At 71.5% G+C, this 26,338-nt stretch carries 16 protein-coding genes; 7 read left to right on the plus strand and 9 right to left on the minus strand.

What is annotated here, in order from left to right; genetic code table 11:
- Positions 1-666, plus strand: a 666-nt coding sequence (locus tag AC4IJH_RS21795) for an acyl carrier protein (protein ID WP_490853481.1), incomplete at its 5' end; no start/stop codon positions are given.
- 91 nt (positions 667-757) lie between these two features.
- Here the strand turns inward: AC4IJH_RS21795 and AC4IJH_RS21800 are convergent.
- Both AC4IJH_RS21800 and AC4IJH_RS21805 read right to left on the minus strand, forming a co-directional pair.
- Positions 758-1,879: a tyrosine-protein phosphatase gene (locus AC4IJH_RS21800; RefSeq protein ID WP_490853482.1), complete on the minus strand. Its 1,122-nt coding sequence runs from the start codon at positions 1,877-1,879 to the stop codon at positions 758-760.
- A gap of 193 nt (positions 1,880-2,072) precedes the next feature.
- Positions 2,073-2,414 (minus strand): transposase, encoded by a 342-nt coding sequence (locus tag AC4IJH_RS21805; RefSeq protein WP_490853483.1) that lies wholly within the window; start codon positions 2,412-2,414, stop codon positions 2,073-2,075.
- Positions 2,415-2,566: 152 nt separating this feature from the next.
- Between AC4IJH_RS21805 and AC4IJH_RS21810 the strand changes: the two genes are divergently transcribed.
- Both AC4IJH_RS21810 and amaB read left to right on the plus strand, forming a co-directional pair.
- Entirely contained in the window at positions 2,567-3,469 is a 903-nt protein-coding gene (locus AC4IJH_RS21810) for an NAD(P)H-binding protein (RefSeq protein WP_490853484.1), read from the plus strand.
- A gap of 443 nt (positions 3,470-3,912) precedes the next feature.
- Entirely contained in the window at positions 3,913-5,478 is a 1,566-nt protein-coding gene (gene amaB, locus AC4IJH_RS21815) for an L-piperidine-6-carboxylate dehydrogenase (RefSeq protein ID WP_490853538.1), read from the plus strand.
- A gap of 108 nt (positions 5,479-5,586) precedes the next feature.
- Here the strand turns inward: amaB and AC4IJH_RS21820 are convergent, their stop codons facing one another.
- The 4 genes from AC4IJH_RS21820 to wecB are packed head-to-tail and all read right to left on the minus strand — an operon-like array spanning position 5,587 to position 13,798.
- Positions 5,587-7,890 (minus strand): NHL repeat-containing protein, encoded by a 2,304-nt coding sequence (locus tag AC4IJH_RS21820; RefSeq protein WP_490853485.1) that lies wholly within the window; start codon positions 7,888-7,890, stop codon positions 5,587-5,589.
- Positions 7,891-7,922: 32 nt separating this feature from the next.
- Positions 7,923-10,205, minus strand: a complete 2,283-nt coding sequence (locus AC4IJH_RS21825) for an NHL repeat-containing protein (protein ID WP_490853486.1) — start codon at positions 10,203-10,205, stop codon at positions 7,923-7,925.
- Positions 10,206-10,241: 36 nt separating this feature from the next.
- Positions 10,242-12,554, minus strand: coding sequence for an NHL repeat-containing protein (locus AC4IJH_RS21830; protein WP_490853487.1), 2,313 nt, complete (start codon positions 12,552-12,554; stop codon positions 10,242-10,244).
- Entirely contained in the window at positions 12,554-13,798 is a 1,245-nt protein-coding gene (wecB, locus tag AC4IJH_RS21835) for a non-hydrolyzing UDP-N-acetylglucosamine 2-epimerase (protein WP_490853488.1), read from the minus strand. The genes AC4IJH_RS21830 and wecB overlap by 1 nt, the downstream gene beginning before the upstream one ends.
- A gap of 779 nt (positions 13,799-14,577) precedes the next feature.
- On the opposite strand from wecB, the gene AC4IJH_RS21840 reads away from it, so the two are divergent.
- Positions 14,578-16,017, plus strand: coding sequence for a glycosyltransferase (locus tag AC4IJH_RS21840; protein WP_490853489.1), 1,440 nt, complete (start codon positions 14,578-14,580; stop codon positions 16,015-16,017).
- Between the two features lie 1,108 nt (positions 16,018-17,125).
- On the plus strand, positions 17,126-17,347 hold the full coding sequence (locus AC4IJH_RS21845; protein WP_490853490.1) for a dodecin: 222 nt from the start codon (positions 17,126-17,128) through the stop codon (positions 17,345-17,347).
- A gap of 98 nt (positions 17,348-17,445) precedes the next feature.
- Here AC4IJH_RS21845 and AC4IJH_RS21850 read toward each other — a convergent pair whose 3' ends face one another.
- From AC4IJH_RS21850 to AC4IJH_RS21860, 3 genes are all read right to left on the minus strand, one after another.
- On the minus strand, positions 17,446-17,907 hold the full coding sequence (locus AC4IJH_RS21850; protein WP_490853491.1) for a universal stress protein: 462 nt from the start codon (positions 17,905-17,907) through the stop codon (positions 17,446-17,448).
- 120 nt (positions 17,908-18,027) lie between these two features.
- Positions 18,028-20,889 (minus strand): peroxidase family protein, encoded by a 2,862-nt coding sequence (locus AC4IJH_RS21855; RefSeq protein WP_490853492.1) that lies wholly within the window; start codon positions 20,887-20,889, stop codon positions 18,028-18,030.
- 109 nt (positions 20,890-20,998) lie between these two features.
- On the minus strand, positions 20,999-21,655 hold the full coding sequence (locus tag AC4IJH_RS21860; protein WP_490853493.1) for a helix-turn-helix transcriptional regulator: 657 nt from the start codon (positions 21,653-21,655) through the stop codon (positions 20,999-21,001).
- A gap of 105 nt (positions 21,656-21,760) precedes the next feature.
- On the opposite strand from AC4IJH_RS21860, the gene AC4IJH_RS21865 reads away from it, so the two are divergent.
- Both AC4IJH_RS21865 and AC4IJH_RS21870 read left to right on the plus strand, forming a co-directional pair.
- Positions 21,761-24,916, plus strand: a complete 3,156-nt coding sequence (locus AC4IJH_RS21865; RefSeq protein WP_490853494.1) for a cytochrome P450 — start codon at positions 21,761-21,763, stop codon at positions 24,914-24,916.
- 206 nt (positions 24,917-25,122) lie between these two features.
- Positions 25,123-26,313, plus strand: coding sequence for an FAD-dependent monooxygenase (locus AC4IJH_RS21870; protein WP_490853495.1), 1,191 nt, complete (start codon positions 25,123-25,125; stop codon positions 26,311-26,313).
- Positions 26,314-26,338 lie beyond the last annotated feature (25 nt).

A 26,338-nucleotide genomic window follows, 5' to 3' on the forward strand; every position in this document is an offset into this window, starting at 1 on the left:
CTGCCGGTCCGCCTGGACCTGGCGACGCTGCGGGCCCAGGGCGAGCCGCAGCCGCTGCTGCGCGGCCTGATCCGTACCCCGGGTCGGCGCACGGCGGCAGCCGCGGCGGACGGCAATGCCCAGGCCGCCTTCGCTCAGCGCCTGACCGGCCTGTCGGCGGCGGAGGGGCGCGAGGTCGTCCTGGACGCCGTACGCGGCCAGGTCGCGGCGGTCCTCGGACACTCCGGGGCCACGGAGATCGACCAGGACCGCGCCTTCCTGGACCTCGGTTTCGACTCGCTCACCGCGGTCGAACTCCGTAACCGTCTGAGCGCCCTCACCGGAATCCGCCTGCCGGCGACCCTGCTCTTCGACTACCCGACGCCGGCGGAACTCGTCGACCACCTCCATGCCCGGATCGCCCCCGAGCCGTCCTCCGGCCCGGAGGCACTCCTGGGCGAACTCGAAAGGCTGGAGAAGGCCTTCGGCGGACTCGACATCACGAAGGAGACCCACGAACAGATAGCCGGCCGTCTGGAGGTCCTCGCGTCGAAGTGGAACGCCCTGCGGGACACGGCGGTGGCCACCGAGCGCGACGGCTCCCCGTCCGACAAGGACTTCGACTTCGAGTCCGCCTCCGACGACGAGGTCTTCGACCTTCTCGACAACGAACTCGGCCTGTCCTGACCTGAGACACGAGCCGCCACGCGGCAGAAACACAGCGCCCCTCTCCCGACTGCCGGGAGGGGGGCGCTTCTTCGTGCTGTCAAGCTGCCGTTCAGTCGGTGAGCAGCACCTCCCGCAGCCGCTCCAGGTACTGCTTGTTCAGGCCCAGCCCGTCCCGCAGGTAGGCGTCGAAGGTGCCGAAGCGGGTCTTGACCTCGTCGAAGGCCGCGTTCAGGTACGCGGCCCTGACGTCCAGGACGGGCTTGAGGCGGGCGGCCACCTCCGGCGTCTGCGCGGCGAGGGTGGCGGCGTTCTGCTCGGCGAGGTAGTCGTTGCTGGCCAGGTAGTCCCGCATGACCGTGTCGCGGTCCACGCCCAGGGCCGTGAGCAGGGCGGCGGTGGCCCAGCCCGTACGGTCCTTGCCGCCCTCGCAGTGGTAGGCCAGCGGGTGGGAGCCGGGGTCGTTGGCCAGGCTGAACAGCGAACGGTAGGCGTCGATCGCGGAGGGCTTGGAGACGTACCACCGGTAGGCGCCGTCCATCATCTGCTCGGACGCCTCGGCCGTGGGGGGCAACTCTTCCTTGACGTCGCCGCCGAGGACATCGGCGACGACGTAGCGCGCGCCCGCGGGCACGCGGTCCGGGGCCTTGGCGCGCTGGCTCGGCGTGCGCAGATCGACATCGGTACGGATGCCCAGGCGCTGGAGCTTGGCCAGGTCGGCGTCGGTGAGCGCGTGCAGGTTGTTGGTGCGGTACAGCACGCCCATCTTCACCCACCGGCCGTCGGCGGTGCGATAGCCGCCCGCGTCGCGGAAGTTGACGGCGCCCTCCAAGTGCAGGGAGCGGTCGGCGAGGGTGAGCGGGTCGCCGCGGTCGGGGACGATACGGAACCACTGGCGGTCGGCTGCGGGCAGCCCGCGTACGGTGACGGTGGCCTCGGCCCCGCCGTACGCCACGGCCTTGTCACCGGCGTAGACGGTCACCGCACCGACGCCGGGCGCCTTCCAGGACACGGTGAACGAGCCGTCCTTCCGCTGGGTCACCGCGGCGTCGGTGAACGGGATGCCGTGCGCGGCAAGCGGTGCCTGCGGCGCGTGCTGGCCCGCTCCGGCGGGCGCGGCGAGGGGCTCGGCCGCGGCGAGGGGCGCGGTGATCCCCACCGCCGATACGGCGGCCACGAACGACAGGGCGATGTGGCGGGCGGTCAGTACCGCCGGCGTGGAATGGGAGTTCATAGCGGGACCGTACGGCCTGAAATGGCCTGAAATTACCTAGAGTTGGTGAGGGCTACCGCCCCCTGCCGGGGCGGCGGCGGGCCGTGACCGTTCTGCGCCGGGACAGGTGGTTCCGGCGCGCAGGCGCTGCGAGCTGGTCCGCCCGTGATGGGCGGGCGCCAAAAGAAGTGCCATGTCTCGTTTGGTGAGCTTCTCAGCGGTAGCGGCGGCGTGCCGCACACTCGTGGATCGTCCTGGTCCAGGCGGCGAGCTCCGGGGTGTGGGATGTTGTCGCCTCGCTCAGGTCCTGCCACAGATGCGCATTGCTCCAGCGGGTGAACCAGCGGTGGGCCGTAGGCACGCTGACCCCGAACGAGGAGGGCAGCTGCTGCCACGCGCAGCCGCTGGTGACCACGTAGACGACGGCGGCCATGACCTTGCGCGCGTCGGTCGCCGCCCTGCCGCCGCCCTGGGGTCGTGGCGGCAGGGCGGGCAGCAGCGGACGAGCCGCCGCCCACATCTCGTCGGGGACCAGGCGCTGAGCGAGTGCCTCCATTCTCCTGATCGTACGCAGCCGTGAACGCACCGCGACGGGCGCCCTGCCGATCCACCGGCCGATCCACCAAACGAGATGTGCGCGCCAGAGCCGCGCGGCCCTATCGTCGGCCGCCCGCCGACGAGTTCGGCACTCATCACGAAGGGGAATTCATGACCATTCTTGTCACGGGCGCGACGGGGACGACCGGCCGTGTCCTGGTCGACCGGCTGCTCGGGGCCGGACCGCGAGTGCGGGCCCTGACCAGGAATCCGGCAACAGCTCAGCTTCCCGATGCCGTCGAGGTGGTGGAGGGAAGTCTCACCGAACTCACCGGAGTCCCGGAGGCACTTGAGGGAGTGGAGGGCGTCTATTTCCTGTCCGGAGCGCTCGACCCGGAGCACGCGATACCACAGGCCCGCGCCTTCGTGGAGCTCGCCGCGGGTGCGGGGGTCAGGCGCATCGTCGACCTCTCCGGCCTCGCCGTCACCGTGCGGCGGCCGGGCAGCTACGAAATGCTGCGCGACGTCGAGGAGGTCATCGAAGCCTCGGGTCTGGAATGGACGCACATCCGGCCGGGCGAATTCGCCAGTAACAGGCTGGACATGTGGGGCGCGTCGATCCGCGCGGAGAGCACGGTGCGCAGCGCCTTCCCCGACGCGCGCGGCGTCCCCGTCCATGAGGCGGACATCGCCGAAGTGGCCGCTGCCGCGCTCCTTTCGGACGGCCACGCCGGGCAGGCTTACTCGCTGAGCGGGCCGCAGCAGCTCACGTACCGGGAGCAGGCCGCGGCGATCGCCCAGGGCCTGGGCAGGCCGCTGCGCTTCGAGCCGTTGACGTACGGCCAGGCCCGCGCCGCGTACATCACGGCCGGAATGCCGTGGGACATCGCCGAATACCTGATGGGGTATCAGGCCGAGTACGCGGAAGAGCCGCCCGAGGTGCGGCCCGATGTCGAACGAGTCCTGGGCAGGCCGGGCCGCACGCTGGCACAGTGGGCCGCGGATCACGCCTCCGACCTTGCGGATGACTCCGTGCGGCAGGCGAAGGACCCGGCCGGTACCGTAACGGGCTGACCCGAAGCGCTCTCCCCGTTCCGGGCATTGCGGCTTCCCGCGCTGACGGCCCGTCGGATTCTCCGGCGGGCCGTTTCGGCTTCCGGGGCGTATGCGAGAAGTTCTCGGCAGGGTTCGGGCCGACCCGGAACTGTATATCGCCGTCGCTGTACAGGTACGGGTTGGGCGGCAGCCGGTGAGGGAATGCACGCTGGCGGCATGACATGCGGCGGGGCTGGCTTGGCGGCTGCGCGCGAACGGACCGGAACGCACGGCAGCGGACCTCGGCACGGCTCCTGCTGGGGGAACGAGTACAAGTCGCTGACCTGCATGGTGGTGAGAGGCAGGTGCACCGGCCAGAGAAGCGAATTCCCACCGATCGACGAGGTCGCCCTATCTGCCCGCAGAACCGGCAGGAAAGGAACTTCACGATGACCGACGGACCGAAGACCGCCAAGGGAACGATGTCGGCGGAGGAACCGAGCACGGCCGGCCTGCCGCACCTTCCTGCGACCGGCGAACTCCGCGACCGCGCCGTCACGGGATTGCGGCGCTGCGGCGTGCCGGACAGTCAACTGCGCGGTTCCGAGGGTGAGGTGACAGCCCGTACACCCATAACCGGCGGCGAGCTGTGGCGGCTTCCCGCCGCCACCGCGCGGGAGACGGACGCCGCCATCGCCGCCGCGCACGACGCGTTCAAGCGCTGGCGCACCGCCCCCGCGCCCCGTCGCGGCGAGCTGGTGAAGCGGCTGGGCACGCTGCTGACCGAGCACAAGGAGGACCTGGCCGACCTGATCACCATCGAGGCCGGGAAGATCCGCTCCGAGGCGCTCGGCGAGGTCCAGGAGATGATCGACGTCTGTGACTTCGCGGTCGGGCTCTCCCGGCAGCTGTACGGGCGCACCATGGCCAGTGAGCGCCCCGGCCACCGGCTGTCCGAGACCTGGCACCCGCTCGGCGTGGTCGGCGTGATCTCCGCCTTCAACTTCCCCGTGGCGGTGTGGTCCTGGAACACCGCGATAGCCCTGGTGTGCGGCGACCCGGTCGTGTGGAAACCCTCCGAGCTCACCCCGCTCACCGCCTTGGCCTGCCACGCGCTCCTGGGCCGCGCCATCGCCGACACCGGCGCGCCCGAGGCCGTACACCGCCTGCTCCTGGGGCACCGCGAAACCGGCGAGCTGCTCGCCGACGACCCCCGCATCGCCCTGGTCAGCGCCACCGGCTCGGTCCGCATGGGGCGCGAGGTCGCCCCGCGGGTGGCGGCCCGCTTCGGCCGCTGTCTGCTCGAACTGGGCGGCAACAACGCCGCCGTCGTCACCCCGTCCGCCGACCTCGAACTCGCCGTACGCGGCGTCGTCTTCTCCGCCGCGGGCACGGCGGGCCAGCGCTGTACGACCCTGCGCCGCCTGATCGTCCACGAGTCCGTCGCCGACGACGTCGCCGCACAACTGGCCCACGTATACGGCCAATTGACGGTAGGAGACCCCTTCCGCCCGGACACACTGGTCGGCCCGCTGATCCATGAGGCGGCCCACGCCACCTTGTCCGACGCCCTCGCCAAGGCGCGCGCCGACGGCGGCACGGTGCTGTACGGCGGCGACCGCCTGCTCGCCGACCGGGCCCCGGACGCCTACTACGTACGCCCCGCCCTGGTCCGCATGCCCGCCCAGAGCGCGATCGTCCGCCAGGAGACCTTCGCCCCGCTCCTGCACATCCTGACCTACCGCACCTTCGAGGAGGCCGTGGCCCTGCACAACGACGTCCCCCAGGGCCTGTCCTCCGCCGTCTTCACCCGCGACCAGCGCGAAGCCGAGCGCTTCCTGGCCGCCGACGGCTCCGACTGCGGCATCGCCAACGTCAACATCGGCACCTCCGGAGCCGAGATCGGCGGCGCCTTCGGAGGCGAGAAGGAGACCGGCGGCGGCCGCGAATCCGGCTCCGACGCCTGGCGGGCCTATATGCGCCGCGCCACCAACACCGTCAATTACTCCGACGAACTCCCGCTGGCTCAGGGCGTCAACTTCCTCTGAGGGAAGAGGAGCCGGGACGGTCACCGCTCCGGCCCGATGCGCATCAGGGCCGGAGCGGGAGCCGTTCGGGTCACCCGGCGCGGGCCCGGGCGGCCGTGCGGGGTGCGGTCACAGCACCCGTGCGGTCAGCGGGATGGGCGTGAGGCGGCCGATGGCGGCCTGCCCGTCGTCCGACTGGGTGCCGGACTGGGCGTCGGGCAGCGCCCGGATGCCGAGGGTGTAGATCAGGGCGGTCTTGTCGGTGGTCCCGGTGTTCAGATGCGGGTTGGAGGTGACGACCAGGGTCTTGCCGCCGTCCTCCAGCCGGGCGTCCAGGTTCCCCGTCACGTACGGCGAGGTGAAGTAGTAGCCGTACGAGGCGCCGCCGGTGAACGCGAAGCCGGTGGGCGCGGTGAAGCGCTGCTCGATCGTGCCGGGGTTGACCGGCTGGTTGTTCAGCGAGCGGATCTCCAGGTTGAACGTGGTGCTCTGGCCCGGCGCCGCGTCGGGCACCGACTCCTGCACGATGCGCAGCGCGGTCTCGTTCTGCGCACTGCCGATGATCTTGCCGGTGAGCTGGACGGGGGTGTGCCGGCCGACGCTGGCCGAGCCGTTGTCGTACTGCCCGGGGATGGCGCTGGTCCGGGCCTGCACCGGAATGGTGTAGATCAGCGAACCGGTGTCGCTGGTGGTGGTGTTGAGGTGCGGGTTGGCCGTGATGAGCAGGGTCCGGCCGCTGTCCTCGATGCGGTGGGTGACGTTCCCGGTGATGACGCCGTGGATGGTCTGGTAGTACGCGTAGGTGGGCTGACCCGAGAAGACGAAGCCGCTCGGGGCGGTGAAGCGCTGGTTGATCGTGCCGGGGTTGACCGGCTGCCCGGTGGGCGCGGTGAACTTCACGTTGAAGGCGGTGTACTGGCCCGGCGCGACCTCGGGAACCGTGTCCTGGAAGATCGTCAGCGCCGTCTCGTCCGCTACGGAGGCGGGCACGACGACCGTGACGGGCAGCGTGTAGGTGTTGTCGCTCAGGCTGAGGTCGCCGCCGTACTGGATCTCCAGCGTGGAGGTGTAGGTGCCCGGCGGGGTGCTCTCCGGCGCGCTGATGCGGAACACCCCGTCCAGGGTGCCCGCGTGGGGCATCAGCTGCTGACCGGTGAAGGTACGGGTGAGCCGCCGGCCCGTGCTGCCGGGCCCGCCGACCAGACCGTCGGCCAGCGTCAGCACCACGGTCACCGACTTGCCGTCGGCGGGGTTGGGGCCGCGGCTGCGGATGCGGGCGCCGAGGTCGAACTCCTGGCCGCGCTGGACCCGGTACGGGCTGATCACCTCGCCGTACAGGTCGGCGGTGGGCGGGGGCGGCGGGGTCATCTGGGCGACGGAGGTGACGCCGCGGACGCGGTGGTTGTTCGCGTCGCCGATGTAGAGGTTGCCGGCCCGGTCCAGGGCCAGCCCTGAGGGGTAGAAGAGGCGGGTGCCGGCGGCGGGTCCGCCGTCGTCGACGTAGCCCGCGGTGCCGTTGCCCGCGACGGTGGTGATGTTGCCGTCCGACGTCACCTTGCGGACGCGGTGGTTGTGGCCGTCGCCGATGTACAGGCTGCCGGCTTCGTCCAGCGCCAGACCCCAGGGGTAGTGGAGGCGGGTGGCGATGGCGGGTCCGCCGTCGGAGACGTATCCGGCGGTGCCGTTGCCCGCGACGGTGGTGATGATGCCGTTCGTGGTGACCTTGCGGATGCGGTGGTTGTGCCGGTCGGCGACGTACAGATTCCCTTCGGCGTCCACCGCCACTCCCAGCGGGTAGTGGAGGCGGGTGGCGATGGCGGGTCCGCCGTCGGAGACGTATCCGGCGGTGCCGTTGCCCGCGACGGTCGTGATGTTCCCGTTCGTGGTGACCTTGCGGACGCGGTGGTTGCCGTGGTCCGAGATGTAGAGGTTTCCGCTGCGGTCCACGGCCACGCCCCAGGGGGTGTGGAGGCGGGTGGCGATGGCGGGTCCGCCGTCGGAGACGTATCCGGCGGTGCCGTCGCCCGCGACGGTGGTGATGATGCCGTTGGTGTTGACCTTGCGGACCCGGTGGTTGTTGGTGTCCGCGATATAGAGGTTGCCCGCGTCGTCCACGGTCACATCGCCGGGGTAGTGGAGCCGGGTGGCGACCGCGGGTCCGCCGTCGGAGATGTATCCGGCCTCACCGGTGCCCGCGACGGTGGTGATGGTGCCGTTGGGCGTCACCTTGCGGATGCGGTGGTTGTGCCGGTCGGCGACGAAGAGGTTGCCGTTCTTGTCCACGGCCACGCCGTAGGGGTAGTGGAGCCTGGTCAGCGCGCCCGGCCCGCCGTCGGAGATGAATCCGGCCGCGCCGTTGCCCGCGACGGTGGCTATCGCGCCTTCGAGCAGGCCCGCGGGCTGCGGGCCCGCTTTACTGGTGCTGGTCGTCATGATTGCCGCTCCTGTCGTGGATCAGTCGTGGGTCAGAGGACGTGGCCGGTCAGCGGTACGGGGGCGAGCCGCCCGATGGCGGCCTTGCCGTCGGCGTACGTACCGGCCTTGGCGTCCGGCACTACGCGTACCGAGAGGGTGTAGAGCAGCTGCGTCTTGTCCGTGGCGCCGGTGTTGACGTGCGGGTCCGACTCGATGACCAGCGTCCGGCCGCCGTCCTGGACGGTGGTGGTCAGATTGCCGGTGACCTGCGGCTTGACGTAGTAGTAGCCGTAGGAGGCGCCGCCGGTGAAGACGAAGCCGGTGGGGGCGGTGAACGTCTGCAGGACCGTGCCCGGATTGACGGGCACGTCGTTCAGCGACCGGATCTCGATGTTGAACGTCGTCGTCCCGCCCGGCTTCGCCTCGGGCACCGTCTCCTGCTTGACCCGCAGCGCCGTCTCGTCGTGCCAGCTGCCGGTGACCTTCGCGGCGATCTGCACGGGCGCGTGCTTGCCGACGGCGGCGCTGCCGTCCGTCCGCAGACCGGGCTCGGCGTCCAGCTGGGCCCTGATGCCGAGGGTGTACACCAGCGGGCTGGTGTCGCTGTCGCTGGTGTTGACGTGCGGGCTGGCCTCGATGATCAGCGTCCGGCCGCCGTCCTCGATACGGTACTTGTCCAGGTTCCCGGTGATGACCCCGTGGATGGTGCTGTAGTAGCCGTAGGTCGGCTGCCCGGTGAACCCGAAGCCGGAAGGCGCCGAGTAACGCTGGGTGATGACGCCCGGGTTGACCGGCTTCCCGGTCGGCGAGGAGTGGACGACATTGAACTTGGTGGCCTGGCCGGGCGCCGCGTCGGGCACCGTCTCCTGGTGGATGTCCAGCGCGGTCTCGTCCGCCACCGCCTCCGGCGCGACGATGACCACGGGCAGGTTGACGGCGTTGTCCTTCAGGTTCAGCTCGCCGCCGTACTGGATCTCCAGAGTCGAGATGTAGACGCCCGGGGGAGTGTTCGCCGGCGCGGTGATACGGAACGTACCGTCGAACGAGCCCTGGTGCGGCGTGAGTTGGGCGCCGGGGAAGGTGCGGGTGAGGCGTCGCCCGGTGGTGCCGGGACCGCCGGTCAGGCCGTCGGCCAGGGTGAGCACCACGGTCACGTCCTGCCCGCCGACCGTGTTCGGCCCGCGGCTGCGGATGCGGGCGCCGAGATCGAACTCCTGGCCCCGCTGGATCGAGTGCGGCTGCACGGTCTCGCCGTACAGGTCGGCCGTGGGGGGTGTCGGAGCGGCGGCCCTGGCGGCTCCGGTGACCTTGCGGATGCGGTGGTTGTGGGTGTCGGCGATGTACAGGTTGCCCTGGCCGTCCACCGCCACGCCCAGCGGGTGGAACACCTGCCCCTTCGTGGCCTGGAGGCCGTCGCCGCTGTACCCGGCGACGCCGTTGCCCGCGACCGTGGTGAGGACGCCCGCCGGGGTGACCTTGTAGATCCGCTGGTGGTCGTTGGCGGCGATGAACACATTCCCGTCGGTGTCCACCGCGACGCCCACGGGGTGGGCGAGGAGGGCGGAGGTGGCCTGGATACCCTCGCCGGTGTAGCCGCCGGCTCCGTTGCCCGCGACGGTGGTGATGGTCCCGTCCGAAGTCACCTTGCGGATACGGTGGTTGAGCTGGTCCCCGATGTAGAGGTTCCCGGCGGTGTCGACGGCCACGGCGCGCGGGTGGTAGAGCTGGGCGGCGGTGGCCGGCCCGCCGTCCCCGTTGAAGCCCGCGGCGCCCTTGCCCGCGACCGTGGTGATGACACCGCCCGGGGTGACCTTGTAGACGCGGTGCTGGTCGTTGCCCGCGATGTAGAGGTTGCCCGCACCGTCCACGGCGACGTCGGTGGGCCAGGTCAGCAGGGCGGAAGTGGCCTGGCCGCCCTCCCCTGTGAACGCGCCGTGGCCGTTGCCCGCGACGGTGGTGATGATGCCGCTCGGGGAGACCTTGCGGACCCGGTGGTTGCGGTGGTCGGCGATGTAGAGGCTGCCCTGGCCGTCCACCGCGAGTCCGAGGGGGTGGTAGAGCTGGGCGGAGGGCCCCGGCCCGCCGTCCCCTCCGTACCCGGCCGTGCCATTGCCCGCGACCACCGTCAGCACGCCGCTCGGCGTCGCCTTGTAGACGGTGTGGTGCTCGTTGTCGGCGACGTACACATTGCCCTGTGCGTCCGCCGTCACTGCCCAGGGGTACCTGAGCTGGGCGGAGGTGGCCTGGCCGATGCCGGGCAGGTAGTCGGCCCGGCCGGTGCCCACCACCGTGGTGATGGTGCCGTCGGGGACGGGCGCGCTGGCGGTTGTCACTGTCGGTACCCCATTTCTGCTGCGCAGCAGGTGAGTTCAGCTGATGCGGCCACTGAGCGGTACGGGCGCGAGGCGGCCGATGACGGCCCGTCCGTCGCTGTAGGTACCGGGCCTGGCATCCGGCACGGCGCGGACCGCGAGGGTGTAGACCAGCGCGGTCCGGTCGGTGGTCCCCGTGTTGAGGTGCGGGGCGGAGCTGACGATCAGCGTCCGCCCGCCGTCTTCCAGGCGGGTGTCGAGGTTCCCGGTGACCCAGGGCCGGACGTGGTAGTAGCCGAAGGAGGCGCCGCCGGTGAAGGCGAAGCCGGTGGGAGCGGTGAACCGCTGGGTGATCGTGCCGGGGTTGACCGGCTGGCCGTTCAGCGAGCGGATCTCGATGTTGAAGGTGGTGGCCCGGCCCGGTGCGGCCTCGGGCACGCTCTCCTGCACGTAGCGCAGCGGCGTCTCGTCCTGGGCGGGGCCGGTGACCTTGGCGGTGAGCTGTACGGGGGCGTGCTTGCCGATGCTGGCGCTGCCGTCGCTGTGGACGCCGGGCCGGGCGTCGGTGAGCGCCTGCACGCCGAGGGTGTAGACGAGCGGTCCGGTGTCGCCGGTGGTGGTGTTGACGTGCGGGTTGTCGGTGACGATCAGCGTCCGGCCGGCGTCCTCGATGCGGTGGTCGAGGTTCCCGGCGACCACACCGTGCAGGGTGTTGTAGTAGCCGTAGGACGGATGCCCGGCGAAGCGGAAGCCGGTGGGCGCGGTGAAACGCTGGTCGATGACACCGGGGTTGACCGGTTTCCCGGTGGCCGAGTCGAGGACGACATTGAACTTGGCGCGCCGGCCCGGTGCGGCCTCCGGCACGTTCTCCTGCCGGATGTCCAGGGTCGTCTCGTCGGCGATCGGCTCCGGCACCACGATCTGGACGGGGAGGGCGAAGACGTTGTTCTTGAGGTTGAGATCGCCGCCGTACTGGATCTCCACCGTCGACTCGTAGGTGCCCGGAGGGGTGGTCGGGGGAGCGCTGACGCGGAACCGTACCTCCCGCATGGCGTTCATCAGCGCGCCGGCGCGAGGTGGCCAGACCTGCGAGATCGGACCGATGCGGTCGCCGGGGAAGGTGCGGGTGAGCCGCCGCTCGTCGGTGCCGGGGCTGGCCACCAGGCCGTCGGCCAGGGTGACCACGACGGTCACGTCCTCGCCGTTGACGGTGTTGGGGCCGTCGTTGATCACGGTCACGCCGAGGTCGAACTCCTGGCCGCGCTGGGCCGTGTACGGGGATATCGCCAGCCCGCGCAGGTCCGCCACGGCGGGTTTCGGCGGCAGCACCCGGCTCGCCTCGGCCACTTTGCGGATGCGGTGGTTCTCCCGGTCGCTGATGTAGAGGTTCCCGGCGCCGTCCACCGCCAGCGCGTTGGGGAAGTAGAGCCGGGTCTCGTAGGCCGGGCCGCCGTCCGCGTCGTATCCGCCCACGCCGTTCCCGGCCACCGTACGGATGCTTCCGTCCGGGGAGAGCCTGCGCACCCGGTGGTTGCCGAAGTCCGCGATGAAGAGGTTTCCGTCGTTGTCCAGCGCCACCGCGGTGGGCTTGTTGAGCCGGACCTTGACGGCGGACTCGCCGTCCGGGTCGTCCCCGGCCTGCCCCGTTCCCGCGACGGTGGTGATCACCCCGATGGGGTTGACCTTGCGCACCCGGTGGTTGTCGGTGTCGGCGATGTAGACATTGCCGTCGCGGTCCCGGACCACGCCTTCGGGGTTGAAGAGCTGGGCTGTGGCGGCGGCTCCGTCGTCGCTGGAGAACCCTGCCTGGCCGGTGCCGGCCACGGTGTGGATGGCCCCGCCCTCGGTGACCTTGCGCACCCGGTCGCCGCCGAACTCGCCGATGAACAGGTTCCGGTCGTAGTCGACGTAGACCCCGGCGGGGGTGTGGAACTGGGCCTCGACCGCGGGTCCGTCGTCGCCGGAGTACCCCGCCTGGCCGGTGCCTGCCACGGTGTGGATGGTCCCGTCCGGGGTGATCCTGCGGACCCGATGGTTGTTCGTGTCCGCGAAGTAGACGTCGCCGGAGCTGTGCCAGGAGAGCTGCCCGGGGCTGTTGAGCCGGGCCGTGGTGGCCGGTCCGCCGTCTCCGGAGAACCCGGCCTCACCGGTGCCGGCGAGGGTGGTGACGGTGCCGTCGGCGGCGACCTTGCGTATCCGGTGCCCGGCCCGTTCGGCGATGTAGAGGTTGCCGGAGTGGTCCACCGCCACCCCGTAGGGCCGGTTGACACCGGCGTCGGTGGCGGGTCCGGAGTCGCCACCGGACTCGGCCCGCCCGGTGCCCGCCACCGTGGTGATCGTGCCGGCCGGCACCGCAGTTGGACTCGTCATCATGTCTCCTCGGTAAGGTCCGACGGCCTGGGGGCCAGGCCCAGCAGCCAGCCGCAGGCGGCCGCGCAGCGCCGGGCCGCCCGCCCGTCGCCGTACGGATTGCGCTGCGGAAACGGCCGGTTCAGATCGCCCAGCAGTGCGCCCTCGCGGGCGAGTTCCTTTTCCGCCGCCGCCACGATCTCCGCCTCCTGGGTACCGACCAGTCGGGCGAGGCCGGAATCGATCCCCTCGGTGCGCTCGGTGTTGTCACGGGTCACCAGAACGGGAAGGCCGAAGGCGGCCGCCTCTTCCTGAATTCCGCCGGAATCCGTGATGGCCAGTACGGATCGGGCCAGCAGCCGGGCGAAGGTGCCGTACGGAATGGGGCCCGGCAGATGCACATTGGGGCGGCCGCGCAAGGAATCCTCGATCGCGGTACGGACCAATGGATTCATATGTGCCGCGACCACGAAGCTGACTTCCGAGTATTGATGGCTGAGAGTCGCCACCGCCGCCCCGATACGCCGGATCGGATCTCCCCAGTTTTCTCTTCGGTGCGCGGTCACCAGAACCAGCGGAGCGGAATCCTGTTCGATTTTACGGAATGCCGGATCGTGATCCGCGGGCGGACGGCGGCTCGCGGAAACCACCGCGTCGATCACCGTGTTGCCGGTCACCACGATGCGCTCGGCCGGCACGCCCTGGGCGAGGAGGTTGCGGCGGGCGGCGTGGGTGGGCGCCAGATGCAGTGCGCTCACCTCGGCGATCATGCGGCGGTGCGCCTCCTCGGGGAACGGGCTGCGCAGGTCACCGGAGCGCAGCCCCGCCTCCACGTGCACCACGGGCAGTGAGGAGAAGAACCCGGTCATCGCCCCTGCCAGGGCCGAGGAGGTGTCGCCCTGCACCACGACGGCGTGCACAGCGGGCGCGCTCGACCCCTGGTCACTCAGCCCTTCGCCGCTCAGCCCTTTGCTGATCTGGCCTTTGATGATGTGTCCATTGCTGCTCAGCCCCTTGTCGAGGCCGCTGAGCAGGCCTGCCGTCAGTTCGGTGACCGAGTGCGCGCCCGGTGGCAGGGCCAGCTCGATCTGGGCGCGCAGCCCGAAGCAGGCGAGGGTCTCCCGTACCACCGCGCCGTGCTGGCCGGTGGTCACCAGCACCGGCCGCGCCCAGCGCTGTCGCTTCAACTCCTGCACCACGGGGGCGAGTTTGATGGCTTCGGGGCGGGTGCCCACGATTATCGCGATGTGCCGTCGGCCGCTCAACGCGCTATGACCCCTGTCCGCCGTACGGGAAATTTGACCTTCATCTCGACGGCATCGCGAAAGAAGGGATGGCGCACAGGATCACCGCCCGTCGCTCGGCAGAATGAAAGATCGCGCAATGGCGCGGAAGTTGAAAGGGGGACCGGTCGCTCAAGCCTGGGAGTGCGGCCCGCCGACGAAGCTAACTCCGGGTGTGCACAGCGTGCAATGGCCAGGACCCGGAGTGAATGGCCGGATCCGGGTAGCGTTCACAGGAAGCGAGCGGAAATCTCCTGGTGCGCTCGGAGAATGAAGAAATCCGTTTTCTCTGGGGTCGGCGCGAAACCGCCTGAGAGCGCCGCATTCACGCCGCGCGTGGTCTGGCCAGCGGGTGGTTTCTCGGCGAGAGTGGTCGGCCCCTGGTCCCGCGCACCATTCGCGCTCTTCCCTGCCCGGAGGTACGGCCGCGCCATGTACATGGGATTCACCTGGCCGCTGGCCGGCGCCATGGCGGCGGCGCGGACGGGCGCGGGACCGGCGCCGGGACGAGGGGCCCTGATCGCGGCGATCGGCGCGGCCGCGCTCCCCGCCTGCTTCGTCCTGGGCCGCGAGATACAGCGACGGCTGACCGGAAGAGACCACGCAACACCGGCCCCCGAGACCGGAACCCCCCGCCCGCCGCAGACCCACCCACCGCACCCCCGCCCGCCTACGCTGAGCCCCGTGCACCCCACTCGCCCCCCTGGTACCGCCTCCACGGCACCCAACCTGACGAGCCGTCAGGAACAGGAGGTCCCCCGGTGAAACGCGCCCTGTTCAAGGCCGTCGACGCCATCGGCTGCACCGTCATCGGCCTGTCCGCCGGCTATCTCGCCCTCGCCATGGGCGCGGGCCTCCTCGAACTGCGGCGCCAGAGAGCCGCGTTACGGGTACAGGGCGACGCCGCGTACGGAAACCCGCACCTGGACCGCCGCGACGACCGCCACCTCTACGTCCTCCTGCCCTGCCTCAACGAGGAGTCGGTGATCGGCACCACGGTCGCCGGCCTGCTGGGCCCCCGTACCACCGTCGTGGTCATCGACGACGGCTCGGACGACGCCACCGGCGAGGTCGCCCGGCAGGCGGGGGAGGAGGCACGGGCGGCAGGCCGCAAGGGAGAGGCGGTGGTCCTGCGCCGGGAACTGCCCAACGCCCGCCAAGGCAAAGGCGAGGCACTCAACCACGGCATCGCACTGATCCGCGAGCGCGTCGCGGCCCGCGGCCAGGACCCCGCGGACACCGTCGTCTGCGTCATGGACGCCGACGGCCGGCTCTCGGACCGGGCGCTGGGGCACATCCTGCCGCTCTTCGACGACGCCCGGGTCGGCGGCGTACAGCTGGGCGTACGCATCCGCAACCGCCGCGGCAACTTCCTGACCTGGTTCCAGGACTACCAGTTCTGGGCGATGGCCGCCGTCACCCAGTTCGGCCGCAACCTCACCTCCACCGTCAGCCTCGGCGGCAACGGCCAGTTCACCCGCCTCTCGGCCCTGGACGCCCTGGGCGAATGCCCCTGGTCCCAGTCCCTGACCGAGGACCTGGACCTGGCCATCAGCCTGGCCGTACGCGGCTGGCGACTGCGCACCACCGCCCACGCCTCCGTGGACCAGCAGGGAGTGAGCGACCTGCGGCGCCTCATCCGCCAGCGCACCCGTTGGTACCAGGGCCACATGACCGCGATCTCCCGCATGGGCGAGATCTGGCGAGCACCCCGCATGCGCCACCTCGCCGCCCTGGAGATGTTCGCCTACCTCCTCGTCCCCTGGGTCCTGGACCTCCCCTGGTCCCTCCTCTTCCAGTACTGCCTCATCTGGTTCATCCGCAGCCCCAACGTCCTCGTCCTACGCGGCAGACCGGCCTCCACCCTCAACCCCACCTGCCTCAAATGGCCGGCCAACCTCCTGGCCTGGTACCTCCTCACCTTCGCCCCCGCCCTCCTCACCTCCTTCACCTACCTACGCCGCGACAAAGACGTCGGCCCGGCCCGAGCCCTCCTCCTCGGCCACTCCTTCGTCCTCATGAACTACCTCTCCTTCCTCTGCGCCTGGCGCGCCCTCTTCCGCATGCTCCGCGGCCACACCGGCTGGACCAAAACCACCAGAGAATCCGAAACCCCCACCCCCGCTTGCCCCACCCCCGCTTGCCCCTCCTCCGCAAGCCGCCCTCCAGCCCCACCTGCCAGCGCCCCACCTCGCCGTTGACGGTGTGACCGAAGACGACGACGCCCAGCCGCCCTGACGCCTCATCCACGGCACGCCCCAGACTCCGAAGGCCCCACAGGCTCGCAGCGGCGCGCCCGCAGTCCCTCGGCGGCCTCGCAGGACGGACCGCAGACGTAGCGGTCAATGGCTTCAGAACCGCGCCCATAGCGGTCGTACCTGACGGTGCCGAGCAACCGGTCGGCGTGGAGGCGCCAACCGCACAGCACGCGATGGAAGCCGTCGAGCTGCTGGGCGTGCAGCGTGCTTGGGTCCGGCAGGCCTGGTGCGACTGCCGGGTGGTGTGCGGTCACCGTCCAGCCAAGCGGCAGCCGCCTCAGGAGGAAGCAGCGGGTACGTGGACGTTCTGGCCTTCGCTCTCATGGCACCAGGACATCGTGCGAGTGAGGGGTGGACCAGGCCGGAGCTGAGGCGGAGGTAGCCATGCCGGGTCAGCCGGGGAACCCGCTGTTCGTGAACGCGCGTCTGGCGAAGGGCATCCACACGCAGGAGGAATTCGTCGACGCCTACCAGAACATGGCGGCTGAGCTGGGGTTCACGCTGACGATCTCGGTTCGGCAAGTGCGCCGGTGGGAGTCCTTCACCCCGGGGTGGCCGCACGGGGATTCTCGTCTTCGGGTCGTCGAAGTACTCGGTACGTGCCACGGGCTCACCCTTCCACGGGTCGGGCTGCGTCCCACACGGCGCTGAAGCTGTCCGCGTAGGTGTCGAACGTGCCGCCCTCGCTGCCGCGTCGGAGATGGCAGACGGGAGCGGCCATAGGCGTTCACGCCCATGAGCACGCGACACGAGACGGCTCAGGAACGGCCAGTGGTCCTGCCGGTGCCGGGGAGAGGGGCACGGACGGCGCGGGCCGGGTGGGCATCCCGCGGGAGGTGATCTCTGATGGGGAGGACCCGGCGGAGTCGCCGGGAGATCGCAACAAGCGTCCTGCGGCGTTCGTGCGGCCCGAGGGTGGGGGCGCGAGGGGCCGGCTCGCCGTGAGTGTTCGAGCGGATGTCGGGGTGTGTGTTGCGCTCGTCTGGCGCGGTGCTGGCCGGTGGGTCACGGTGGTGGGGTGTGGCCTGTCTGATTGCCTCGAGGAGCAGCTATGTCGAATCACACCTACCGCGTGACCGAGATTGTCGGGACCTCGCACGCCGGCGTGGATGAAGCCATCCGTAACGGCATCGCGCGGGCGTCGCAGACCCTGCGCAATCTGGATTGGTTCGAGGTCACGCAGGTGCGCGGTCATATTGAGGACGGGCAGGTCCGGCATTACCAGGTGGGGCTGAAGGTCGGTTTCCGGCTGGATGACGACGTCGAGGGCTGAGAGGGCGGACTTGTCACCTGCGGCCTATGGCGGAAGGGCTTGACCTGCGGTGATGCGTTTTACGGCGGGTCGTCCTCCGCGCTGCGGACGAGGAGGCGTTACGGGACCACCGTGACCGGCCAGCGGCCGGCTTTGACCAGGCGGACGGCGACCGAGCCCATGATGCGGTGGCCGGCGGATTCTGAGGCGCCGACCACTACTGCGTCGGCGGTGAGTTCGTCGGCCATCTGGACCATGCCGTTGTACGGGTCGGCGCGCAGGGTGTGGAACTCCCAGCGGACGTTGTAGGTGCCCTCCAGGCGTTCGGTGGCCGCCCGGATCTCGGCCATCAGCTCCTCGGCGATCTCGGTGGTGGTGTCCACCACGGGGGCGCCCAGGGCCGTGCCGGCCGACAGCATCGGCTGGATGTAGACCAGGGCCAGCTTGGAGCCCTGGCGGCGGGCCAGGCCCGCCGCGTAGGCGGCGGCGCGCCATGACGAGTCGCTGCCGTCGATGCCGACGACGATCACCTTCGGGCCGTCCGTACCGCGCTCGAAGGGCGCGGGCGTTTTGTCCTCCACGGAGGGAGAGATTAGTCCTCCGAGGCCGGCGACGGCCTCCCGGGGTGCCCGGGCCCCGGGAGGAGGTCGCACGCTACGGGGGTGAGTACCCCCGGTGCGCCGTGCGCTGGTCGCGGTCCCTCACGTGTCCGCGCCGGTGCCGCGCACCGGGAGCACCGGCCGCCACGGCGCGAAGGCGCTCGCGTCGCGCGGCAGCATCGCGGCCAGCTCCGGGCAGTGCCGCAGGATGACGGAGTTCATGCCGCTGCTGGCGATCCAGTCCATGCCCAGCGGGGTGTAGAGCTCGGGGCGGAAGTCCACCGTCAGGAAGCGGTCGGACTGGATGCGCCGGGTGGCCATCAGGATGAACACCCGGAAGGCGGTGTCGCTGAAGCCGAAGCCGCGCGGCGGGTTCTCGGCGAACAGGCCGACCATGGTGTCGATCTCGTCCACGTCGCGGTAGACGTCCTTGAGGGCCGCGACGGTCGCCGGGTCGGTGGTGATGTCCTCGAAGCGCTCCACCCGCCCCTTGTGCAGCCCGGCCCGGAAGTCGTTGTAGCGGGGGACGCCGCGCCGGCGGGTGCGTACGAGATCGACGACCGACAGGTCGATCAGCTCGCCGTCGCGCTCGAAGCGGGTCAGCGCGCGCGGGTAGTTGCGCAGGGTGATCGCGCCGGGGTGGGCGATGCCGAAGGAGTACAGGGTGTCGGCCAGGCCCGTCTTGCGGGCCACCGCCTCGGCGGCCGTGCCCTGGATGTCGTTGAAGGCCAGGGTCTCCAGGCGCCGGCCGAAGCGGTGCTCGCGCAGCTCGTAGTCGTCCGGGATCAGCGGGTGCATCCGGTAGACGGTGACGAAGTCCTCGGTCAGGGAGTAGGGCACGTCGTGGTGGTCGGGCAGGGTCTGCGGAATGCCCTTGAGGGAGTGGGCGTCCACCAGCCACAGGCCGAGCTTGGTGAGCCATTCGTTGGGCGGGCCCTGCCAGTTGGTCTTCAGGCCGATGTCGATGGCCTCGGTCGCCAGGATCGCGGGGGTCCACTCCACCGTATGGATCTTGGCGATCAGGGCGCTGACGACGAGCCGCGCGGTGTGGTGGATGCGGTCCTCGCTCATCGAGGGGTACGCCGAGCGCAGCGCCTGGCACACGGCGTTGTGCTCGCGGGCGAAGAGCGTGTGCATGACGCTCAGGCCCAGCCACCAGTTCTCGTTGAAGCCGGTCAGCGGTATCCCGTTGGAGCCGATCGGCAGGTGGCCCTCCTCCAGGCGCAGCTCGGCGCGGTCCGGTTCGCGCAGGGAGCGCGCGGTGCGCTCGTCACCGCCGTAGACTTCGGAGCCGTCCCACCACGGCGAGGTGGTGTTGGTGAAGAGCAGGGGCGGCCGGCCGGGCTGTTCGACGCCGATGTTGTCGGCGATGCGCATCACGTTCTCGGCGGGGCCGCCGGGGGTGTTCTGCCAGCTGCCGCCGGGCGGCAGCGGCACCTCGACGGAGCGCTCGGCCAGCGGGTAGCGCTGGTGGTTGACCCAGTCGTGGACCTGGAACTGGATCCAGGCGGCGGCCAGGATGTTCAGCGAGGCCGCGGGCTGGAAGGCGGTGCGGTGCAGCAGGTGGCGGGCGACGGTGACGGGGTTGGGGGTGTCGAAGAGGTCGGGCCGGTACACCGGGGCCAGGTTGCGCCCGAAGGCGGAGCCCACCGCGCCCATGTGCGGGGCCGACAGGTCGGTGGAGGAGCCGTCGTAGGTACGGGCCGTACGCGCCTTCTCGTCCACCGTCTCGGGCACCGGCTCGGCCCGCGGTGGCGCCTCGGGGATCTCGGTGTCGATGAGGTTGAAGCGGCGCAGGACCTGGCGCAGCGCGACCAGGTTGAGCAGGCTCAGCCGCAGCGGCAGCCGGTGCCAGGGCACGTACCGGTTCAGCAGGCCGAACCCGGCGCGCACCGGCGTCCCGAGCAGGGTGTTGCGTACCGGCTCCTCGGTACGGAAGCGGGTGCCCAGCCGGTGTGCGGCACTGGCCCGGTAGGCGGCCTTGCGGGCCCGGTTGAGGTTGCCGAGCGGGCGGAACTCCTCGGTGGTGTGCCAGGGGTTGAACGCCAGCTGCTCCACGCGCCGGGCCGCCGAGACGGCCTCGGCGGTGGTCAGGTCCTGGCGGGGCACGGTCAGCAGTGCCACCGGCACGATCGGGGTGTCCGCCTCCCGCCAGTCCCTGGCGCCGTCCTCGACGGGGGTGCGCCGCTCGTTGACGAACCGCTGCACACACAGCTCGAACCGCACGTCGGCGGCGGCCAGCCGGTCGGTCAGCTCGTGCCGCAGATGGTCCGGGTCGTGCCGGTCGGGGCTCGGTGAGGGGGCCGCGCCGGGCGCGGGACGCAGCAGGTAGCGTACGGGCCCGGCCTCGCCCCACAGGATCGCGCCACGGCTCCAGTACGTCTCGCGCGCCAGCGATCCCACCGCGTGCCGGGCCGCGGCCTGAACGTTGCGCCGCATCCGCGCCGCGGTGCCCCAGCCCACCGCCAGCGGCAGCTTCACCAGCAGCCCGAACGCCTTCTGCAGCCGTGTGGTGGCGCCCGCCATGGCCTTGGCGAAGGCCACGAACTCGCGTGCGTCACGGGCGTGCGAGACGGGGAAGTTGGTGGCCAGCAGGTCGTGGTTCTCCTCGGCGGAGACCTCCACGCGCACCGCGATGCCCCGCAGATCGGGCTGTGCGTCGGGCTGCGCCGTGCCTCCGGCGTTGGACAGCCGCACCAGTGCCGGGTATTCGGCTCCCGGCCGGGCGAAGCCCACGGCGAGGGCCGGCGGCAGCTCGTCGTGGAAGCGCAGCCGGGCGTTCTCCACCCCGAGTGCGGCCTTGGCGTGGAAGGCCCGCTGGATGTCCCTGGTCCCGCCGCTCTTGCGGTTCTTCAGCTGCACCCGCATCAGCTCGCGCGCCAGCTTCTCGAAGACCAGCCGCTCCGCCTCCGGACTGCCGCCCTGATAGATCTCGTACTGCGCGTGACTCACGGTGTCGGCCATCGCTGAGCACCCTCCGTACGGAAGAAGGGCGCCCGACCCTACTCGCCCAACTGGCCCCGGACAGCGGGGGTTTCGGGCGGATCGGCGGATCGCGCGGTGGTGCGCGGGGTCACTCGGGGGGCGGTGTGGCGGGGGAGGGGGGCCAGGTGTGGGGGGCCAGGACGCCGAGGGTGAAGGCCTTGGCGACCAGGGCGGTGCGGCCCTGGACGCGCCAGCGGCGGGCGAGGCGGGTGAGGTGGTAGTTGACGCCGTCGACGGTCAGGCCGAGGGGCTTGCCGATGGCGGCGGTGGTCGCGCCCGAGGCGGCGAGGGCCAGGATGCGGGCCTCCACGGGGCTGGCCGTGGAGTGGGGCGGCGGTGGGTCCGGCGGCGCCTGGACGGTGCTCAGGATGACCAGCAGGGCCGGGGGAGTGGTCAGGGAGGGGGCGCCGACCGGGTCGACGGTCAACTCGCCGATGCGCTCGGGGCCGTAGCCGCCGGAGGGCCAGCGCACCTCGACGGGGTAGCGGGACCTGCGCCCGGTACGGACCGCGTCCACCACGCGGTAGACCTGGGCCTTGTCCCGGGGCCGGAACAGGTCCAGCAGGTTGCGGCCGCGCAGCTGCCCGGGGGCCGAGCCCCACTCGGTGGCCATGGCGGGGTTGGCGATGAACATCTCGCCGTCGGCCCGGCACACCGCCATCGGGGTCGGCACCCGGTCGAAGAGGGTGAGGAAGTTGTTGCGCCAGGACTCCGCGTCCGCGGGCTCGTGGGCCGTGCCGTCCATTGCTCCTTCTCGGGTCCGCCCGCAAGAGGGGGCAGCGAAAAACCACTGCACAATCATGCAGTCGGCGGGCCGGGCCGTACGCACCGGGCCCATCACGCTGGACATATGACGGACACGATCCTGCACACCGAAGACATACCCGTCGTCGACCTGTCAGCGGGCGGCCTGAGCGACACCCCGCTCCAGCAGGCCATGGAACTGGCCCGGCTGCACGGCCCGGTCTTCAAGCGCCGCCTGCACGAGCGCGAGGCCCTCTTCGTCAGCTCCCTGGAGCTGGTCACCGAACTCGCCGACGAGGAGCGCTTCTCCAAGGCCATTGCCCCCGCTCTGGACAATGTGCGCGAGTTTGCCGGTGACGGACTTTTCACCGCGTACAACGACGAGCCGAACTGGGCCAAGGCGCACGACATCCTCATGCCCGCCTTCGCGCTCGGCTCGATGCGCACGTACCACCCGGTCATGCTGAAGGTGGCCCGCCGGGTGATGGACAGCTGGGACCGCAAGGCCGCGGCCCGGGTGCCCGCCGATGTGCCCGACGACATGACCCGCATGACGCTGGACACCATCGGGCTGGCGGGCTTCGGCTTCGACTTCGAGTCCTTCGCGCGCGAGGAGGCGCACCCCTTCGTCGAGGCGATGGTGCACTGCCTGGAGTGGAGCATGAAGCGCCTGGGCCGCGCCCCGGGCAGCGACCACAGGGAACAGGACGCGGCGTTCCGCGCCGACGCGGACTACCTCGCCTCGGTCGTGGACGAGGTCATCCGCGCACGGACCGTCGAGGGTGGCGACCGCGGGACCGACGACCTGCTCGGGCTGATGCTCGGCGCCGAGCACCCGGCCGACGGTACGACGCTGGATCCGGCCAACATCCGCAACCAGGTCATCACCTTCCTCATCGCCGGGCACGAGACCACCTCGGGCGCCCTGTCCTTCGCGCTGTACCACCTGCTCAAGGACCCGGAGGCGCTGCGCCTGGCCCGGCGCGAGGCGGACGAGCTGTTCGGCGACGCCACCGACCCCGACCCGTCCTTCGAGGACATCGGCACGCTGCGCTACACCCGCCAGGTGCTCAACGAGGCGCTGCGGCTGTGGCCGACGGCGGCCGCCTTCAGCCGCCAGGCGCGCTGCGACACCCTGCTCGGCGGCCGCTACCCGCTGCGCGCCGGCCAGCTGGTGACGGTGCTCACGCCGATGCTGCACCGCGACGCGGCCTGGGGCGACAACCCCGAGCTGTTCGACCCCGCGCGGTTCACCCCCGAGGCCGAGGCGGCCCGCTCCCCGCACGCGTACAAGCCCTTCGGCACGGGCGAACGCGCCTGCATCGGGCGGCAGTTCGCGCTGCACGAGGCCACCATGCTGCTCGCGCTGCTGGTGCACCGCTACCGCTTCGTGGACCACGCCGACTACCGGCTGCGGATCAAGGAGACCCTCACCCTCAAGCCGGACGGCTTCACGGTCACCCTGGCTCCCCGTACGCCGCAGGACCGGGCGGCCGACCGCGCCGCGCTGGCCGTGCTGCCCGGCGCCGCGCACCCGGACGGCGGCGCGAGCGCGGCCGCCCCCGCCGACGGCCTGCCCACCCGGGTACGGCAGGGCACCGGGCTGCTGCTCCTGCACGGCTCCAACTACGGAACCTGCCGCGACGTCGCCGAGCGGCTGGCCGACCGGGCCGCCGAGCTGGGCTGCGAGAGCGCCGTGGCGCCGCTGGACGCGTACGCCGGCAAGCTGCCCGCCGACCGCCCCACCGTGATCGTCGCCGCCTCCTACAACGGACAGCCCACCGACGACGCGGCCGCCTTCGCGCGCTGGACCGAGACCGCGGCCGACGGAGCCGCGAGCGGAGCGCCGTACGCGGTGCTGGGCGTCGGCGACCGCAACTGGGCCGCGACCTACCAGCGCGTCCCCACCCTGCTGGACGACCGGCTGGCCGCGCTCGGCGGCGAGCGCATCCTGCCGCGCGCCGAGGCGGACGCATCGGGCGATCTGAACGGCGCGGTACGGGAGTTCACCGCCGCGCTCGGCGCCGCACTGCTGGAGCGGTACGGCGACCCCGCGAGCATCGGCGCCGCCGCGGACCCGGCGGACGGACCCGCCTACACCGTCACCGAGGTCACCGGGCGCCCCGGCGACGCGCTGGCCGCCCGCCACGCGCTGACTCCCATGACCGTCACCGAGGCCCGCCCGCTCACCGCCCCCGGCCACGCCCGACCCAAGCGCCTGCTGCGTCTGGCGCTGCCCGAGGGCGTCACCTACCGCACCGCCGACCACCTGGCCGTACTGCCCGCCAACGCCCCCGGCGCCGTCGACCGGGCCGTCGCCGCCCTCGGCGTGGACCCGGACGCCGTCCTGGACATCCGCGCGGCCCGGCCCTCCCGCGACACCCTCCCGCTGGACCGACCGCTGACCATACGTCAACTGCTCACCCACTACCTGGAGTTGGGCGCCCGTCCGAGTGCGGAGCAGGCGGCCCTGCTCGCCGCGCACAACCCCTGCCCGCCCGAGCGCGCCGCCCTCCAGGCGCTCACCGGCGAGGACCCGCGCACCGTCGTGGACCTGATCGAGGCACACCCCGCGCTGCGCGGCGCGCTGCCCTGGCCCGTCCTCCTGGAGCTGCTGCCGCCGCTGCGCACCCGCCACTACTCCATCTCCTCCTCGCCCGCCACCGACCCCGCGCACGCCGACCTGATGGTCTCCCTGCTGCCGGGCGGCACCGGCTCCGGCCATCTGCACGCGCTGCGGCCCGGCGACACCGTCCTGGCCCGCGTCCAGCCCTGCCGGGAGGCCTTCCGGATCGACCCCGCCGATTCCACCCCGCTCATCATGGTCGCGGCCGGCACCGGCCTGGCCCCCTTCCGCGGCGCGGTCGCCGATCGTCTGACGGCAGGTCAGAAGAGCCCCGCGCTCCTCTACTTCGGCTGCGACGCCCCCGACGCCGACTTCCTGCACGAGGACGAGCTGCGCGCCGCCGAGGCCGCCGGAGCCGTAGCGCTGCGCCCGGCCTTCAGCGCCCGCCCCCAGGACGGCAGGCGCTACGTCCAGCACCGCATCGCCGCCGAGGCCCCCGAGGTGTGGTCGCTGCTGGAGGCCGGGGCACGGGTGTACGTGTGCGGCGACGGCAGCCGGATGGCACCGGGCGTGCGGGACGCCTTCTGCGACCTGCACACCCAGCACACCGGCAGCACCCCGCAGGCCGCCCGGGCCTGGCTCGCCGAGCTGGTCGCGAACGGCCGCTACGTCGAGGACGTCTACGCCGCGGGCTGACCCCGCCGGCTCCCACGGGCCGCGCACGCCGGAGGGCCTGCGCGGCCCGTACGCCCCTACGGCTGGAAAACGCCTGCGCGGGCCGTACGCCGCCTACGGCCAGACGCGGTCTGGCTGTCCTGGTCCGCCGGCGCCAAGGTGGACAAGTGCGGGGACGGTAGCCGCACTTGTGGGGGAACGGCGGCTGGAGTGGACTGGGGAGGGTCATGACCAACGCCTTGATCATCGGTGGTGGCATCGCGGGCACGGTGGCCGCGATGGCCTTGCACAAGGCAGGCATCGACGCGGAGATCTACGAGGCATATCCGCAGGACGCGGACGAGGTGGGGGCGTTCCTCGTGGTCTTCGCCAACGGGCTGGAGGCGCTGCGGGCGATCGGCGCCCATGAGCCGGTGCTGGCGAACTCCTTCCCCGCCGAGCGGGTGGAGTTCTACAGCAGCGCGGGCAAGCACCTGGGCTCGCGCCCCATCGCGGGCTCGACGGGCGCGGGCGGGCTCGGCCCGCGCACGCTCCAACGCGCCACGCTGTACCGGGTGTTGCGCGAGGAGGCGGTGCGCCGCGGTATCCCGGTGCGGCACGGCAAGCGGTTCGTGGCCGCCGAGACGGTGACGAACGGGTTCAGTTACGGCCATATCGTGGCCTCCTTCGCCGACGGCAGCCGCGCCGAGGGCGACGTACTGATCGGCGCGGACGGCATCCACTCGGCCACCCGCAAGCTCATCGACCCGGCCGCGCCGCGGCCCCGGCACACCGGTCAGACCACCGTGTGCGGCTATGCCAGGGACGCCAAGTCCCTTCCCGCGCCCGGCACCTACACCATGATCTACGGAAAGCGGGCCTTCTTCGGGTGCACGCTCGCCCCGGACGAGAAGGAGGTGTGGTGGTTCGCCAACGTCCCCGGGCCCGAGCTGACCCGGCAGGAGCTGGCCGCCGTCACCCCCGACCAGTGGCGCCACCGCGTCGTGACCCTCTTCGAGGAGGACAACACGATGGCCGCCGACCTGGTCCGGGCCACCGGCGAGCACATCATCGGCTCCAACGCCTTCGACATCGCCTCCACCCCGACCTGGTCCAACGACACCATGGTCGTCATCGGCGACGCCGCGCACGCGTGCGCCCCCAACGCCGCCCAGGGCGCCTCGATGGCCATCGAGGACGGTGTCGTACTGGCCAAGTGCCTGCGCGACCAGCCCGATACACGGCGCGCGTTCGCGGCGTACGAGGAACTGCGCAGGGAGCGGGTGGAGAAGGTCGTCGCGGCCAGCGCCGAGATGGCGCGGCACATCACTCCGGGGCCGGTGCGCAGAGTCGTACGCGACGCGGTGCTGGCCCGGCGCATCGAACGCGGCGGCGCGGGCGCCGACGACTGGCTGACGGGCTACCGCATCGACTGGTGAGGCGGGCACCACGGGCAGGCACCGG

The sequence above is a fragment of the Streptomyces sp. UF-297 genome, assembly GCF_058245575.1.